General features: G+C 68.1%; 15 protein-coding genes. 7 read left to right on the top strand and 8 right to left on the bottom strand.

Annotation, left to right across the window (positions count from 1 at the left end):
• Nucleotides 1-16: 16 nt before the first annotated feature.
• From AMK34_RS12990 to AMK34_RS12975, 4 genes are all read right to left on the bottom strand, one after another.
• Nucleotides 17-1699 carry an L-lactate permease gene (locus tag AMK34_RS12990; protein ID WP_073845431.1) on the bottom strand — a complete coding sequence of 561 codons (1683 nt, stop codon included), beginning with the start codon at nt 1697-1699 and terminating at the stop codon, nt 17-19.
• A gap of 1 nt (nt 1700) precedes the next feature.
• Entirely contained in the window at nt 1701-2483 is a 783-nt protein-coding gene (locus tag AMK34_RS12985; protein ID WP_037335451.1) for an IclR family transcriptional regulator, read from the bottom strand.
• Between the two features lie 280 nt (nt 2484-2763).
• Nucleotides 2764-3171 (bottom strand): CoA-binding protein, encoded by a 408-nt coding sequence (locus AMK34_RS12980; protein ID WP_037335452.1) that lies wholly within the window; start codon nt 3169-3171, stop codon nt 2764-2766.
• Between the two features lie 34 nt (nt 3172-3205).
• Nucleotides 3206-3778, bottom strand: coding sequence for a hypothetical protein (locus AMK34_RS12975; protein ID WP_073845429.1), 573 nt, complete (start codon nt 3776-3778; stop codon nt 3206-3208).
• Nucleotides 3779-3909: 131 nt separating this feature from the next.
• Between AMK34_RS12975 and AMK34_RS12970 the strand changes: the two genes are divergently transcribed.
• Nucleotides 3910-4707, top strand: a complete 798-nt coding sequence (locus AMK34_RS12970; RefSeq protein ID WP_037335454.1) for a 2-keto-4-pentenoate hydratase — start codon at nt 3910-3912, stop codon at nt 4705-4707.
• On the top strand, nt 4704-5465 hold the full coding sequence (locus AMK34_RS12965; protein WP_073845427.1) for a 2-keto-4-pentenoate hydratase: 762 nt from the start codon (nt 4704-4706) through the stop codon (nt 5463-5465). The genes AMK34_RS12970 and AMK34_RS12965 overlap by 4 nt, the downstream gene beginning before the upstream one ends.
• On the opposite strand, the gene AMK34_RS12960 is transcribed toward AMK34_RS12965, so the two are convergent.
• A complete protein-coding gene (locus AMK34_RS12960; protein ID WP_073845425.1) occupies nt 5446-6330 on the bottom strand; it encodes an alpha/beta fold hydrolase in 885 nt (294 codons plus the stop codon). The two genes, AMK34_RS12965 and AMK34_RS12960, sit on opposite strands and share 20 nt — an antisense overlap.
• Before the next feature lie 13 nt (nt 6331-6343).
• Nucleotides 6344-8245: an ABC transporter ATP-binding protein gene (locus AMK34_RS12955; RefSeq protein WP_038507754.1), complete on the bottom strand. Its 1902-nt coding sequence runs from the start codon at nt 8243-8245 to the stop codon at nt 6344-6346.
• 525 nt (nt 8246-8770) lie between these two features.
• Between AMK34_RS12955 and AMK34_RS12950 the strand changes: the two genes are divergently transcribed.
• Nucleotides 8771-9202: a hypothetical protein gene (locus AMK34_RS12950; RefSeq protein WP_143202439.1), complete on the top strand. Its 432-nt coding sequence runs from the start codon at nt 8771-8773 to the stop codon at nt 9200-9202.
• Here AMK34_RS12950 and AMK34_RS12945 read toward each other — a convergent pair.
• Nucleotides 9165-9641, bottom strand: coding sequence for a cupin domain-containing protein (locus AMK34_RS12945; protein ID WP_073845423.1), 477 nt, complete (start codon nt 9639-9641; stop codon nt 9165-9167). The genes AMK34_RS12950 and AMK34_RS12945 overlap by 38 nt on opposite strands.
• 60 nt (nt 9642-9701) lie before the next feature.
• Here AMK34_RS12945 and AMK34_RS12940 point away from each other — a divergent pair, with 60 nt between their 5' ends.
• From AMK34_RS12940 to AMK34_RS12925, 4 genes are read left to right on the top strand one after another with little or no spacing between them, the layout of a single operon-like run.
• The gene (locus AMK34_RS12940) at nt 9702-10244 is read left to right on the top strand and encodes a TetR/AcrR family transcriptional regulator (RefSeq protein ID WP_073845421.1); all 543 of its coding nucleotides are present in this window, start codon (nt 9702-9704) and stop codon (nt 10242-10244) included.
• A gap of 38 nt (nt 10245-10282) precedes the next feature.
• Nucleotides 10283-11875 carry a 2,3-epoxybenzoyl-CoA dihydrolase gene (gene boxC / locus AMK34_RS12935; protein ID WP_073845420.1) on the top strand — a complete coding sequence of 531 codons (1593 nt, stop codon included), beginning with the start codon at nt 10283-10285 and terminating at the stop codon, nt 11873-11875.
• Nucleotides 11876-11882: 7 nt separating this feature from the next.
• A complete protein-coding gene (boxB, locus tag AMK34_RS12930; protein WP_073845418.1) occupies nt 11883-13304 on the top strand; it encodes a benzoyl-CoA 2,3-epoxidase subunit BoxB in 1422 nt (473 codons plus the stop codon).
• Between the two features lie 17 nt (nt 13305-13321).
• Nucleotides 13322-14920, top strand: a complete 1599-nt coding sequence (locus AMK34_RS12925; protein WP_073845416.1) for a benzoate-CoA ligase family protein — start codon at nt 13322-13324, stop codon at nt 14918-14920.
• A gap of 52 nt (nt 14921-14972) precedes the next feature.
• Here AMK34_RS12925 and AMK34_RS12920 read toward each other — a convergent pair whose 3' ends face one another.
• A complete protein-coding gene (locus AMK34_RS12920; protein WP_073845414.1) occupies nt 14973-15353 on the bottom strand; it encodes a VOC family protein in 381 nt (126 codons plus the stop codon).
• Between the last annotated feature and the right edge of the window lie 33 nt (nt 15354-15386).

The following is a 15386-nucleotide window of genomic DNA, read 5'->3' as shown; positions in this document are numbered from 1 at the left end:
CGACCGGCATTCACGTTCACGACGGGATCATGAACCGCAGCACCGTCGCCTGCAGCAACGAGATCACCCCGACCACGGCGGTCAGCACCACGGACCACAGGAACGTCTGCCGCAGCAGCGCGCCTTCTTTCCCGGACTGACCGATCGCGGTGGCGCCGATGGACAGGTTCTGCGGCGAGATCATCTTGCCCATCACGCCGCCGGAGGTGTTGGTGGCGCCGGCGAGGATCGGGTCGACGTGCAGTTGCTGCGCCGAAATCACCTGCATCGGCCCGAAGAGACTGTTCGTCGACGCGTCCGAGCCGGTGAGGAAGACGCCCAGCCAGCCGATGTAGGCGGAGAACAACGGGAACATCACCCCGGTGGTCGCGAGCGCGAGGCCGAGGGTCTGCGTCGCGCCCGAGTAGTTCATGACGAACGCGATCGCGAGGATCATGAAGATCGTGGCCAGCGCCCACCGCATCTGGTGCAGTGTCCGGCGGTAGGTCGCCAGCAGCAGCCGCGGTTTCGCGCCCATCGCGAACCCCGCCACGATCGCCGCGATCAGGGCCACCGTTCCCGGCGAATAAAGGAAGTCGACGGTCAGCGTCGCCGCGTACGGCGTGTCCTTGGGCGTGATCGGCGCGTGCTGGACGACCTCCTTGTGCAGCCCCGGCCAAGCGAACACCCAGTCGGCCTTGTGCAGCAGCTTCGTCAGGTCGAGCCAATCGGGCAGGTTCTTGAAGATCGTGCCGATCCGGGAAAGGAAGATCGCCGCGATCAGGACGATGTACGGCGCCCACGCGTACAGCGCGCCGCGTCCGGCCTTCGCCGCGCCGAGACTGGCCTTCACCGGTTCTTCGCCGTCGAAACGCCAAACCGCCGAAGGCTGCCAGAACCGCGTCAGTATCCACAGCGACGCCATCGCGGCGAGCGCGGCGACGACGTCGACGAGGCTCGGGCTGATGAAGTTCGAGGTGACGAACTGCATGACGGCGAACGACAGCCCGGCCGTCAGCACGGCGGGCCAGACCTCGATCATCCGTTTCCAGCCCGCGAGGACCACGATCAGGAAACCGGGGACGATCAACGCCAGCAACGGGAGCTGACGCCCGACCATCGACGAGAACAGTTCCGTCGCCTGCTCCTGTTTCAGATCGAGGATCGGCGCGGTCAGCCTGCCCAGCACGATCAGCGGATTGCCGAGACCGCCGAACGCGACCGGCGCGGTGTTCGCCAGCAACGCCAGCACGACCGCCTTCACCGGCGGGAAACCGAGCGCGGCCATCATCGCCGCGGTGATCGCGATCGGCGAGCCGCCGCCCGCGATCCCTTCCAGCAGCGCGCCGAAACCGAACGCGATCAGCAACGCCTGGAGACGGCGGTCCTCGCTGAACCCGGCGAGGACCGCCTTGATGTCGTCGAACCGTCCGGTCGCGACGGTGACGTTGTGGAAGTACACGGCGTGGAACGCGATCCAGGCCACCGACCACACCCCGAACACCAGCCCCATGGCGGCGGAATCGAGGGCGAGCCCGGCGGGCATGCGATACAGCAGCACCGCGACCAGCAGCGCGGTGATCAGCGCGAGCCCGGCCGAGAGCTGCGCCGAGCGGCGCAGGACTCCCAGCGTCACCAGCAGCACGATGATCGGCAGCGCCGCCAGCGCGGCGGAAAGCCACAGCCCGCCCGCCGGCTGGTAGTCCTGGAGCCAGCCCACCTCAGGCCCTTTGCGCCCGGACGTAACCCAGGCGGAGCGACAGCGCGGCGGCGGTCCCGGCCACCGTCGCGCCGAGTTCGTCGGTGCGACGGAGCACGCGGCCGGCGGGGCCCGCGACGCTGATCGCGGCGATCGGCCGTCCGGTGTGGTCGCGGACGGCGGCGGCCACACAACCGACGTCCGGTTCGTTCTCGACGTCGTCCACGGCCCAGCCGCGACGGCTCGTCCTGGCGAGATCGTCGAGCAGCCGGACGGGATCGTTGATCGTCTTGAGCGTGAGACTGTCGAGTTTCATCCGGCGGATGCGTTCGACACGGTCCTGTTCGGGCAACGCCGCCAGCCACGCCTTGCCCAGCGACGTCGCGTGCTGCGGACGGCGGGTGCCGAGGCGGCAGGCCAGCGTGACGGCGTTGGCGCTGCGTTCGGTGGCGACGTAGACCATCGTGTCGTTGTCCGGGACGGCGAGATACGTGGTCTCGCCGCTCCGCTCGGCGAGCGACGCGAGGTAGCGCGGCGCGCAGCGGTGCAGATCGGTCGCCGCCATCGCGCGGGCGCCGAGTTCGACCAGCCGGGTACCGAGCCGCACCCGGCCGGTGGCGCGATCGGCTTCGAGGTATTCGAGATTCTTGAGGGTGCCGACGATGCGGTAGGCGGCGCTCCGGGAGAGACCCAGTTGCCTGGCGATCGCGTTGGTGGAAATCTCCTGGTTCTGGCCGACGTGCTCGAGAACCGCGAGACCGCGCTCGAGTGTGCCACTGGAATCCAGCCCGCGTGGTGTGCCCACTTCGCCCTCCGTAGGACCGGGGTGCCACTGACCGGCACCTGTTTCCGCTAAGCGGATTCGGACGTTAACAGTTCACCGGACCCTTGGGAAGGTTTCTTAACAAACTGGCGACCGGACAAGTTTTCCCAGCTCGCGGGCTTCCCGTCAAGATCACCGGTTTGGACCAATCCGTTCGGCGGGTCCGATTCGGCGTATGACTTCAGAGGTCATTCTTCTGTTCACGGATATGAAAGAACCCCCGCCGGAAAATCGCGGCGAGGGTTCGGGGCGGAGTCCGTTTCTAACGCACCGAGAGGTTTCCGATCGCTCGGACGACCGCCGTGCAGCGATCTTCGACGTAGTCCAAGCCGCCTTCTTCGGCGATCCGGCGGGACTCGGCGGAGACGATGCCCTGCTGCAGCCAAAGCGCCTTCGCGCCGATCGCGACGGCCTGTTCGGCGATCGGCGGGGTGTCGGCGGACGGGCGGAAGACGTCGACCAGGTCGACGGGCTCCGGGATGTCGGTGAGCGAGCGGTAGACCTTCTCGCCCAGCAGTTCGTCGGCCGACGGGTGGACGGGGATGATCCGGAACCCGTGTGCCTGCAGTACGGCGGCGACCCCGTGCGAGGACTTGGCCGGATCGCGGCTCAGGCCCACGACGGCGATCGTCTTCGATCCGGCGAGGATCTCGGTGGCGCGATCGGTCATATCCCGTACAACGGCCACCGGCGCAAAGGAATTCCTAGAGCTTCCAGAGCCGCAGCCCGCGCACCCGGTACACCGGCCAGACGACGTGCCACACGCGGCGCCGCAGGAAGACCGCGGAACAGGTGAGGACACTGCGCGCGGACGTCGTCGCGACGTCGTGGCGGTCCGGCCAGATCTCGCCGTGCCGCCCGGCGGCGATCCGGAAGACGTTGACCAGGCCGCGGCCCTGCATGTCGAACTTCGCGCCGGTGTCACCGGAATCCGGGGTCAGTGACGCGATCTCCGGGCCGAAAGCGGCCGCGGGCGCCGGCCCCGCGTCGGCGGGGAGATCACCGACGGTCGCCGAGACGGCCTTGCCGTAGAGGCGCCGGGTGTAGCGCTGGAGCAGCAGCCGCTCCCACAACGGCAGGACCCGGCGGTGCTTGAGCAGCGCCGAACACTCCGCGTGCCCGATGGCGAAGATGTCGGTCAGCTCGTCGTAGGCGTTGTGCGCGGTGGGCTCGTTGAGGTGCACCCGCACCTCGTAGCGGATACGCGCGGTGAGCTCGTCGAGCTCCTCGCGGCGGTCGATCCTGGTCTTCGCCCGGGAGAGCGTCCAATCGGACATGGGAGCAGGCTAGGTGATGATCGGGGTCGTGCGAGACCCTTTCGGCCTAATCTGGGCGTACCGGCCAGTGGAACGGCCGTCTTGTGCAGGCAGGGGTGACGGGGCAGAGTCCGACTGGTCGGAAGGAGCCCATGGACGCCAGCACGCTGCAGGAGGCCGCGGCCGCGCTGCTCAGCGCGTACGAGACCGGTAAGCCGATCGCGCCCCTCATCGAGACCTATCCCGCCGCGACGCTGGAGGACGCGTACCGCGTCCAGCAGCGGCTCGTCCGCCATTGGGCCGAGCGCGGCGACGGCGTGCGCGGGCACAAGGTCGGTCTCGCCTCCGCCGCCATGCAGCGGCAGATGGGCGTCGACCAGCCCGACTACGGCCATCTGACCGCTTCGATGTTCCACCTCGAACACCAGCCGATCCCGATCGGCGGCTTCCTGCAGCCGAAGATCGAACCGGAGATCGCGTTCGTGCTCGGTTCGCGGCTGCGCGGCCCCGGGGTCACGGTGGCGGACGCGCTGCGGGCGGTGGACTTCGTCGTCCCGGCGCTGGAGATCGTCGATTCCCGGATCCGGGACTGGAAGATCAGCATCGTCGACACCATCGCGGACAACGCGTCTTCGGGCGGGGTCGTCCTCGGCAGCAGGCCGACCGCGATCGGCGACATCGACCTGCGGCTGGTGGGCTGTGTCCTGCACCAGAACGGCGAGATCGCGGCGACCGGCGCCGGTGGCGCGGTGCTCGGTTCGCCGGTGAACGCGCTGGTGTGGCTCGCGAACACGGTCGGCCCGCTCGGTGTCGCGCTCGAACCGGGGCACGTCGTGCTGCCGGGTTCGATGACGCGGGCGATCCCGGTGAATCCGGGTGACACCGTCGTCGCGACGATGGCGGGGCTCGGCAGTGTCACCGCGAAGTTCTCCGGGGAGGAACGGCCGTGAGCCTTGAAGTGCGGGAGGCGGCGGAAGCGCTGCTGTCCGGGGAAGAACGCGAGCCGCTGACCGACGCGTGGCCGGAGCTGGACGTCGACACCGCGTACGCGATCCAGGACGAGGCGCTCCGGCTCAGGCTGGAGCGCGGCGAGACGCTGATCGGCGTCAAGCTCGGCCTGACCTCGCGGGCGAAGCAGCAACGCATGGGCATCGACTCGCCGTTGCTCGCGTGGCTGACCGACGCGATGGTGCTCCCCGCCGGGGTGTCCGTGCCGTCACTGCTCCATCCGCGTGCCGAGCCGGAGCTGGTTTTCGTTCTGGGGCAACGTCTTTCCGGCCCTGGCGTGACCGCGGCGACCGCGATGGCGGCGGTGGACCGGGTCTACGGCGGTGTCGAGGTCATCGACAGCCGCTACCGCGACTATCGCTTCGAACTGCCGGACGTCGTGGCGGACAACGGTTCTACCGCGTACGTCACGCTCGGGCCGGTGGGCGCACAGCCCGCGTCGCTGGATCTCTCGCTGGAGGCGGCCCTGCTGGAGGTCGACGGCGCGATCGTCGACACCGCCACCGGGGCGGCGGTGCTGGGGCATCCGGCGGAGGCGCTGGCGCTGGCGGCCAACGCCCTCGGTGCGCGCGGGCGCGCGCTGGAGCCGGGCTGGCTCGTGTTCACCGGCGGGATGACCGACGCGGTCGACGTGCGCCCGGGTTCACGGGTGGCGGCGCATTTCTCGAACCTGGGCTCGATCACGCTCGCCGGGTCTTGACGTCGGCGCGGTCGGCCGTCCGGACCAGACCGCGCGTCAGCCGGGGCCAGATCGCGCGCGGCAGGTCGTGCCCCATGCCCGGGACGATGTCCACTTCGGACTCCCGCAGCGCGCGGGCCGTCGCCCGGCCGCCGGAAACATGCACGAGCGGATCCTTCGAACCGTGCACGACGAGCGCGGGCACGTCGACCTTCCGCAACGCGCGGAAGCGATCCCGGCTCGAAACGATCGCCGCCAGCTGCCGCGCCGTCCCGCCGGGGTTCACGCCCCGATCGAACGACCGCTCCGCGCGCTCACGCATCCGGGCCTCGTCGAAGGGATAACCGGGCGAGCCGATCACGCGGAACGTGCGCACGAGCGAGTCGACGTACTCCTCGCGGCCGCGCGGGGGCGCCGAAAGCAGCATCGCCATCGCCTTGGCGCTCGGGCGCCCGACGAACCGGTTGCCGGTGGTCGACATGATCGACGTCAGCGACCGCACTCGCGACGGATACTCGATGGCCAGCGTCTGCGCGACCATCCCGCCCATCGACGCGCCCACGACGTGCGCGCTCGCGACACCGAGCTCGGTCAGCAACCCGGCGGCGTCGCCCGCCATGTCCGCCAAGGAGTACGGCGCCGTGCGCAGGGCATAGGCGAGCGGCAGGTTCACCCGGCCGGTCATCCGGCTGGACCGGCCGGCGTCCCGGTTGTCGTAGCGGATGACGAAGAACCCCTCGGCCGCGAGGTTCTCGCAGAGTTCGTCGTCCCACCAGATCATCTGGGAGGCCAGGCCCATGATCATCAGCAGCGGCCTGCCGTCCGGCGAGCCGAACGTCTCGTGGCACAGCTGGATGCCGTTCACTTCGGCGATCTTCTCCGGCATCACGACAGTGTGCCTACTCGCCGCGGTACGCGCGAGCCTGGATTTCGTAAAGTTCGTGGTAGAGCCCTCCTTCCTCGATGAGTTCGGCGTGCGTGCCCTGCTCGATCAGCCGCCCCTTCTCCAGCACGAGGATCCGGTCCGCGGAGCGGATGTTGGCCAGCCGGTGGGTCACCAGGATGGTCGTGCGCCTGCCCGCCCCCGAAACACTCGCGTGCCGCAGGCCGGCGAAGACCCGGGCCTCGGCCTTCGCGTCGAGCGCGGCCGTCGGCTCGTCGGCGACCAGGACGGCGGCGTCCCGGTAGATCCCGCGGGCGATGCCCATCCGCTGCCATTGCCCGCCCGAGAGGTCCTGCCCGTCGTCGAACTTCTTGGACAGCACCGTCTTCTCCTTGGCGGGTAAGGATTCGATCACCTCGTCGGCGCCGGAAGAGGTGATCGCGTCCTGCCAGGCGACGCGGTCCGGGTCTTCGCGGCCGAGTCTGCCGACGGTCACGTTGTGCTCCGCGGTCATCGGCCATTCGGCGGGATCCTGGGCGATCACCGCGATGTTCGCGTGCACCGACTCGTGATCGGCGCCCGCGAGATCGACGTCGTCCCAGTACACCTTTCCTTCCGAGGGCGGATAGAGCCCGGTGAGCAGTTTGCCCAGCGTGGTCTTGCCCGACCCGTTCTCCCCGACGAGGGCGATCACCTCGCCGCGCCGGATGGTCAAGGAAACGTCGCGCAGAGCCGGGGTTTCCTGGCCGGGATAGGTGAATCCGACGTTCTCGAGCCGGATCTCCGCCGGATCCGGCGGAGCGGCGACCCCGCCCTTCACCGGGCCGCGTTTCGCGGATTCCACGAGCAGCCGGTGGAAGAACGCGATGTAGAAGGACTCCTCGTACAAGGAGTTCACCGCGTGCATCGTGATGGACAGCGAATTCGACGCCGTCCGCATGGCGAGCGCGGCCGTCCCGGCGAGGGCGAGCTCCATCTGCCCGCTGTAGAGCAGGAGACCGAGCACCAGATACGCGATCGCGGTGCCCACCCCGGCCGCCGCACGCCCGGTCAGCCGGACCATGTTGCTGCGGTGCGCGAGCCGGACCTCTTCGCGCATCAGGCTTTCCGTGATCCGCCGGTACTCCTGGAGCAGCGGCTCCTGGAGAGTGAGGGCATGTCGTTCGAGGGCGAACTGGCGCCACGTGGCCACCTCTTCGACGATCCCTTTCCGGATGTTGCGGCCGACGGTGTCGAGATAATGCCGGTAGTTCAGGCGCGCGACCTTCGCCGCCGCCCAGCCGTCGGCCACCGCGGCGAGCAGCAGCACCGGCGCGAGCCACGGGTTGAGCAGGCCCGCCGCCACCAGCGCGGCGACCAGCGAGATCAGTGCCGACGTCAGATCCGCGAGCCAGCGCAGGCTCATCTCGATCGACCGGACCCCGTATCGCGCGCCCTGCCTGGCCAGCTCCCGGAAATCGGCGTCCTCGAAGGCCAGCAGCCGCACCCGGACCATCGCCGCGGTGACCTCGTCGCCCGCCGACGTCACGACCCGCGGCCGGAGCGCGCCCTCGACCGCGGCCACCGCCGTGTCGAGCAACGCGCGCAAGGCATACGTGCCGACGACGACCACCAGCGCGGGCAGCGATTGCAGCACCCTTTCCGGCGTCGGCCCGCTCTCCAGCAGCGCGATGAACACGTTCGCCGTCGCCAGCAGGCCGAACGCCGTGACACAGCCGGAAAGCAGGTGGACGACGCCGGCGAGCAGGGTCAGCCGCGGCGACGTCCGCCAGGCCAGCCGCAGCACGATGGCCACGGCGGACGGGAGCGTGCGGATGGCCTTGACCATCCCCGCTTCGGCCACGGTCTCGTCGACCGCCGCCCATTCGGGCATCTTGAGGTTCTCGACCCCGATCAGGGGCACGGTCGTTTCGGGCACTCCTCCTTCTCTACGCGCACCCACCGACATTTCCGAGAGCCGAAGAGGTGCTCGGCGTCGGTACCTTGCTCGCTTGAAGTACATGAAGGCCCCCTTCACTGCGCTAGACGCAATGAAGGGGGCCTTCATGTACTTGGAACGTGCGCCAGCAGCACTTGTGACTACTGGTGCATGTGGCGCGAACGTGGCGATCGCTCGGTCCGTGAAGGCCTCCTTGAGGGACTCTGGGTCCCTCAAGGAGGCCTTCACGGACCTGCTTACTACTTGCCTTCTCAGAGTCGCGGCTCCATGCGGCGCGAGACAACGCAAGTCTCACTCAGTGCGCCCAATGTGGCATCGGAGACGCTCAGGGTCCCCAATGCCACATTGGGCGCAGCCCTCCGCCGCCTCTCACAGCCAGTCAGCATCGCTACGCGGAGTACGGGGTGTGTGGAGATAGGGACACTCAACGTCCCTATTTCCACACGCCCTCGCCTTGGGCTACGCTCTCGCTAGAGCGATCTATCAAATCGCAAGGGGGCGAACATGGAAGCTCTTCGAACCAGCGGACTCACCGCGCTACGCCTGATCCTGGCCTTCACCCTGCTGACCACCACGTTGCACTACGCGCACAACGTGATCAGGGCGGCCGACTATCCGCAGATCGAGGGGATCCCGGTGGCGGTCGCCGCCACCTTGGTCGCCGTCGCGTACGTCGTCTTCACCGCGTTCGGCCTCGCCGGCTACCGCGATTACCTGCGCGGACGCTACTGGCGGGCGCTCGCGTTCCTGATGGTCTTCTCGCTGTCGGGTCTGGCGAGCCTCGGGCACTTCCTGGTCGGTGTCCCGCAGATCCCGGCCTTCTGGTTCGCCACGATCTACACCGACACCGCCTCGGCGCTCGTGTTGTGGGTCTTCGTGACCTGGGCGGCGACGAAGCTCAACCGCGTTCCCGCGGCGGTCGGCTCCCATACGTGATGCGGTGGGGTGCGGCGATCCGGTTGATCTTCGCCGGGTCGATCGCGCCTTGGGTGAAGACCGCAGGTCCCGCCTCGAACAGGTCTTCCAAGTAGTGCTCCCAGCCGCCGGGGGACGAGATCTGCAGAACCCGCGGCGGCTCGGAGACGCGGCGCAAGGCATGCGGGACGCCGCGCGGTAGCAGCACGAAAGTGCCCTTCGTCGCGATGTGGGTCTCGTCGTCGAAATCGATCCCGAGCTCGCCTTCGAGGACGTAGATGCACTCGTCGGCTTCGTGGTGCACGTGCCGCGGGATGTCCATGGCGAGGGTGACCTCGAGCAGCGAGAACCTCGTCTCGGTGTCTTCGGTCATCGCCTTGACGCTGAACGATGGTGGCAGCGGTACGCGGCCGGGGCGGGCTTCACCGGGTTTGAGCAGGAGAAAACGGTCCTTCGGCATGCTATGCTGCCCTTCAATCGGAAACGGACTCCGTTTCCACTTAAACGCGAGGGAGGCGGGTTGTCAACCAAGCCGCGAGCGGACGCGGAACGCAACCGGGCGAAGGTGGTCGACGCCGCGCGCGCGTTGTTCGCCGAACGCGGGGACGACGTGCAGATGCCGGAGATCGCCCGCGTGGCCGGGGTCGGCGTGGGGACCGTGTACCGGCATTTCCCGGATCGCCAGGCGCTGGTCGAGGCGGCGGCGGAGTATCGGTTCGCGGAGATCGAGCAGTACGCCAGGGTGCACTGTTTCGGTGAGGATTCCGGTCTGGAGCGCTATTTCCGGCACGTCGGCGAGGTGCTGGCGGGCGATCGCGGCCTCACTGCCGCCATCGATTCGGCCCGCGGGCGGCCCGGGAGCGAGCCGCGTGGCTCCGCTCGTGAGCGTCTCGAAACCGTGGTCGCCGAGATCATCGTTCACGATCAGGCGGCCGGCCGTCTTCGGTCGGACTGCACGGTCGCCGACGTGTATCTCCTGGTCGGCGCGCTTTCCTCGGTCATCCGCAAGGGTGCTGACTGGGTTCGTTTCCTCGATCTGCTCCGTGACCAACTTTCTACATAACATTGACGCTGATCAGTGCAATGTAGACAATCGGAGGGGTGACGCGGACCACATCGGTGACGTTCGAACGTCATCCCAGCGGCTACCGGCACTGGAAACTGACCACCGACGGCGACGTCGCGTGGCTCGAACTCGACGTCGACCCCGACGGCGGCCTCGTGCCGGGTTACGAGCTCAAGCTCAACTCGTACGACCTCGGCGTGGACATCGAGTTGTACGACGCCACGCAGCGGCTGCGGTTCGAACATCCTGAAGTCCGCGTGGTCATCGTGACCAGCGCGAAGGACAACGTCTTCTGCGCCGGCGCGAACATCCGCATGCTGGCGTCGTCGTCGCACGAGTGGAAGGTGAACTTCTGCAAATTCACCAATGAGACCCGCAACGCGATGGAGGACGCCGCCGCGCATTCGGGCCAGGTCTACGTCGCGGCGGTCAACGGCACCTGTGCCGGCGGCGGCTACGAGATCGCGCTCGCCTGCGAAAAGATCCTGCTGGTCGACGACAACTCCTCGACCGTCGCGCTGCCGGAGGTGCCGCTTCTCGGCGTCCTGCCCGGCACCGGCGGGCTCACCCGGGTGGTCGAGAAACGCGGCGTACGGCGGGACCTCGCCGACGTCTTCGCCACGCGCCCCGACGGAGTGAAAGGGCGGACCGCCGTCGACTGGCGGCTCGTCGACGAACTCGTGTCGCGGCAGGGGTTCCGCGAAGCCGTGCTGGCCAGGGCGAAGGAGTTCGCGCGGACGAGCGAGCGGCTCGACGGCGAAGGTGTCGAGCTGAAGCCGCTCAAGCATCGTTATGTCGACATCGCCCGCACCGCGACCGAGGCGACGATCACCGTCAAAGGTCCGGAGGACGACGACGGCTGGCTGCTGGACGTCACGCGCGAGCTGGACGACGCGATCCTCCGGCTGCGCACCAACGAACCCGAACTCGGCACGTGGGTGCTCCGCACGGAAGGCGATCCGGCGAAGGTCCTCGAACACGAACGCGCCGTGTTCGACGCGAAAGACTGTCTGAGCAACGAAATCGTCCATTACTTCAAGCGGACGCTGAAGCGGCTGGACGTCACCAGCCGGAGCCTGATCGCCCTTGTCGAGCCGGGTAGTTGCTACGCCGGGCTCCTGCTGGAGCTCGCGCTCGCCGCCGACCGGCAGTACATCTTGGACGGTCCGCCGATCGACGACGAAGACAGTGAAGAACGAGCGGCGATCACGTTGTCCGAGGCCAACTTCGGCCGCTTCCCGATGGGCAACGGCTTGACTCGCCTCGAATCCCGCTTCTTCGGGGACCCGGACCACGTCACCAGGCTCGCGGAGGTGCGCGGCAAGGCGCTGAGCCCGGCGGAAGTGAACGAACTCGGCCTGGTCACCGACGCCCCGGACGACCTCGACTGGGAGGACGAGATCCGGATCGCGCTGGAAGGGCGGGCTTCGCTCAGTCCCGACGCGTTGACCGGGATGGAGGCCAATCACCGGTTCGTGGGGCCCGAAACACTGGAAAGCAAGATCTTCGGCAGGCTCGCCGCCTGGCAGAACTGGATCTTCACTCGTCCGAACGCATCCGGTCCCGAGGGTGCGTTGCGTCGCTACGGTACTGGTCAGAAGGCCGTCTTCGACAGGAAGCGGGTTTGAACAGCGCATGCCCACCAAGATCGATTACGACGCCAAGATCCCCAACAACATCGACCTCTCCGGTGATCGCCGCCTTCAGCGGGCGCTGGAAGGTTGGCAGCCGAAGTTCCTGGACTGGTGGGGCGAAATGGGCCCCACACTGCGGACGCAGGGGGTCTACCTGCGCACCGCGGTGAGTGTCGGACGGGACGGCTGGGCGCATTTCGACCACGTCAACGTGCCCGACTACCGGTGGGGGATCTTCCTCGCGGAGCCGGACCCCGACCGCGTCATCGGCTTCGGCGAGCACAAGGGCGAGCCCGCCTGGCAGCAGGTTCCCGGTGAATACCGCGCCGACCTGCAGCGGCTCATCGTCATCCAGGGCGACACCGAACCCGCTTCGGTCGAACAGCAGAAACTGCTGGGCCTCACCGCGCCGAGCCTCTACGACCTGCGGAATCTCTTCCAGGTCAATGTCGAAGAGGGTCGCCATCTGTGGGCGATGGTGTACCTGCTGCACGCCTACTTCGGTCGTGAAGGCCGGGACGAGGCGGAAGGATTGCTGCTCCGGAATTCCGGAAGTCCGGACGCCCCTCGGATCCTCGGCGCCTTCAATGAGGAGACCGCGGATTGGCTCGCGTTCTACATGTTCACCTATTTCACCGATCGTGATGGCAAATATCAGCTCGGCACCCTCAAGGAAAGCGGCTTCGACCCGCTTTCCCGCACTTGTGAATTCATGCTCAAGGAAGAGGCGCACCACATGTTCGTCGGCACCACGGGGGTCGACCGGGTGGTCACCCGCAGTGCCGAACTGATCCGCGAGCACGACACCTTCGACATCGCCGGGCACGGCGGCATCCCGCTGGACGTGATCCAGCGTTACCTCAACTTCCACTACACCGTCTCACTCGACCTGTTCGGCGGGGAGACCTCGACCAACGCGGCGAACTACTACACCGCCGGGCTGAAAGGCCGCTGGCAGGAGCCCCGCCGCAAGGACGACCACAAGCTCACCGACGCCGCCGGATCGCTGTCGCGGCCGAAAGCCGACGGCACCTGGGAGACCGAGGAACACGCGGCCATCCTGCTGCTGAACCTCGACCTGCGGGAGGAGTACCGCGCCGACTGCCAGACCGGGGTCAACCGCTGGAACAAGATCCTGGACGAGGCGGGCGTCGACTTCCGATTCGTCCTCCCGCACCCTGGATTCAATCGCGAAGTCGGCATAAACTCCGGCCACCATGTGACGCCCGACGGCACCGTTGTCGACGAGCGGACATGGCTGGCCGGCAAACGCAAGTGGCTGCCCACTCCCGAAGACCTGACTTTCGTCCGATCGCTGATGCACCCGGTGTACGAGCGAGGAAAGATCGCGAGCTGGGTGGCGCCGCCACGCCAGGGCATCAATGGGAAACCGTTCGACTACGAATACGTTTACCTGAGCTGAGCGATTGAGGTGCGCCCGTGACCGCTGCTGCTACCGGGTTCAACGCGGCGAGCTACCTGCTCGACCGGCATCTGGCGGAAGGGCGGGGCGCGAAGGACGCGGTCGTTTCCCCGAGGCGAAGTCTCACGTACGCGGGGCTGGCGGCCGAAACCCGCCGGGTCGCGGCAGGGCTGAAGGCGATCGGCGTCCGCCCGGAGGAGCGGGTCCTGTTCTGCATGGCCGACGACGTCGAACTGCTCACCGGCATCCTCGGCGCGATGCTGGCCGGAGCGGTCGCGGTACCGGTGTCCACCATGGTCACCGGGCTGGACCTCGGCAAGATGCTCGCCGATTCGCGGGCCAGGGTCCTGTGCGTCTCGGGCGAGTTCGCGTCGCAGGCGACGGTCGCGCTGGGGCTGGCGCCGGAGGTCACCGACGTCGTGCTGGACAGGGCGAAGGCGGCCGATCTGCCGTCCGCGATCCGCACGCACCAGTGGGGCGATCTGTCCACAGTGGACGATGTTGGCTTCGAGCCGGCGCCGACCTGGGAGGACTCGCCCGCGCTTTGGTTGTACACCTCGGGGACGACGGGCAAGCCGAAGGGCGCGATGCACCGGCACGCGGGTATCCGCGCGGTCTGCGAGACGTACGCGCGCGGCGTGCTGGACATCGGGCCGAACGACCGGTTCCTCTCCGTCCCGAAGCTGTTCTTCGCCTACGGCTTGGGGAATTCGGCGTTCTTCCCGCTCGCGGCCGGCGGGACGGCACTGCTCGAACCGGCGAGGCCGACCCCGGGACTGATCGCGGCCAGGGCCCGCGCGGAGCGGCCGACGTTGTTCTTCGCCGTCCCGACGTTCTACGCGGCACTGCTCGCCAGCGACATCCCCGACGACACGTTCGTCTCGGTACGCCAAGCGGTTTCGGCGGGCGAACCGCTGCCCGCCGTGCTGTACGAACGGTTTCGCGACCGGTTCGGCGTCGAGATCCTCGACGGGATCGGCTCGACCGAGGCGTTGCACATCTTCCTGTCCAACCGGCCGCGTCAGGTCCGTCCCGGCAGTACCGGGACGCCGGTGCCGGGTTACGAGATCGCGCTGCGCGACGAAAACGGCGATCCGGTGCCGGACGGGCAACCCGGTGAACTGTTCGTCGCCGGGCCGTCGATCGCGACCGGGTATTGGGCCCGGTACGAGACGACGAAGCAGGTCTTCCAGGGTGAATGGCTGCGGACGGGCGACAGCTTCGTGCGCAACGCCGATGGCAGTTACACCTGTCTGGGGCGCTTCAACGACATGCTGAAACCGGGCGGGATCTGGGTTTCGCCCACCGAGGTCGAGGACAGGCTGCGGCAACATCCGGCGGTCGCCGAGGTCGCGGTGGTGGCCGCCTTCGACGCCGACGGCATCGAGAAACCGGTCGCGTGCGTGGTCGGCGTCCCGGGGCACCGGCTCGACCCAGACGAGCTGATCGAGTTCTGCCGGGCCGGGCTTGCGTCGTTCAAACGGCCGCGGGGCATCGTCGAGCTGGGCGAACTGCCGAAGACGGCGACCGGGAAGATCCGGCGCAACGTCATCCGGGAACTGGTGCGGGACATGTACGAGGTCCGGGCCCCCGCCCCGCCGCATTTAGTCCTCTGAATGCGGTCCTTGCACGCGCAAGTACCGCATTCAGAGGACGAAACGCGGGGCGTCAGGCGACGACCTCGTGCAGGCAGAGGACGTTCCCCTCGCTGTCGTTGAACCAGGCGGCGCGTTCCTTGCCGAGGTCGGCGATGTGGCCGACGGTCTTGATGCCGTCCGCCTCGAAGTCCTGGAACCGCACCCCGCGGTCCTCCAGTGTCCGCACCTCGGCGTCGAGGTCGCCGACCTCGAAACTCAGCGCCGTGTTCTCGCTCTGCGTTCCGTCGGGCATCGGGCGCAGGCCGATGGCGCCCGCGCCCGCCTCGAAGTAGACGGTCCCGTCCTCGCCGGTGGAAGTCCGGCGCAGGCCAAGGGAATCCGCGTAGAAGCGGCCGGCGCGTTCGGCGTCGGTCACCGGGAGCATCGTCGTGATGGTCGATTCGGTGAGCATCCCCAAAGCGTGCGCCTCATCGAAGCCGCAGGC

It is taken from the genome of Amycolatopsis sp. CB00013 (assembly GCF_001905755.1).
Classification (GTDB): Bacteria; Actinomycetota; Actinomycetes; order Mycobacteriales; family Pseudonocardiaceae; genus Amycolatopsis; species Amycolatopsis japonica.
The sequence above is the reverse complement of the archived record's forward strand: the minus strand, read 5'-3'. Positions and strand labels throughout refer to the sequence as shown.

What these genes read in the sequence shown, in the direction of transcription:
- AMK34_RS12980 (WP_037335452.1), bottom strand. Translation starts at nt 3,171, where the DNA reads ATGACCGATCGCGCCACCGAGATCCTCGCCGGATCGAAGACGATCGCC.
- AMK34_RS12975 (WP_073845429.1), bottom strand. Translation starts at nt 3,778, where the DNA reads ATGTCCGATTGGACGCTCTCCCGGGCGAAGACCAGGATCGACCGCCGC.
- AMK34_RS12970 (WP_037335454.1), top strand. Translation starts at nt 3,910, where the DNA reads ATGGACGCCAGCACGCTGCAGGAGGCCGCGGCCGCGCTGCTCAGCGCG.
- AMK34_RS12960 (WP_073845425.1), bottom strand. Translation starts at nt 6,330, where the DNA reads ATGCCGGAGAAGATCGCCGAAGTGAACGGCATCCAGCTGTGCCACGAG.
- AMK34_RS12950 (WP_143202439.1), top strand. Translation starts at nt 8,771, where the DNA reads ATGGAAGCTCTTCGAACCAGCGGACTCACCGCGCTACGCCTGATCCTG.
- AMK34_RS12945 (WP_073845423.1), bottom strand. Translation starts at nt 9,641, where the DNA reads ATGCCGAAGGACCGTTTTCTCCTGCTCAAACCCGGTGAAGCCCGCCCC.
- boxB (WP_073845418.1), top strand. Translation starts at nt 11,883, where the DNA reads ATGCCCACCAAGATCGATTACGACGCCAAGATCCCCAACAACATCGAC.
- AMK34_RS12920 (WP_073845414.1), bottom strand. Translation starts at nt 15,353, where the DNA reads ATGCTCACCGAATCGACCATCACGACGATGCTCCCGGTGACCGACGCC.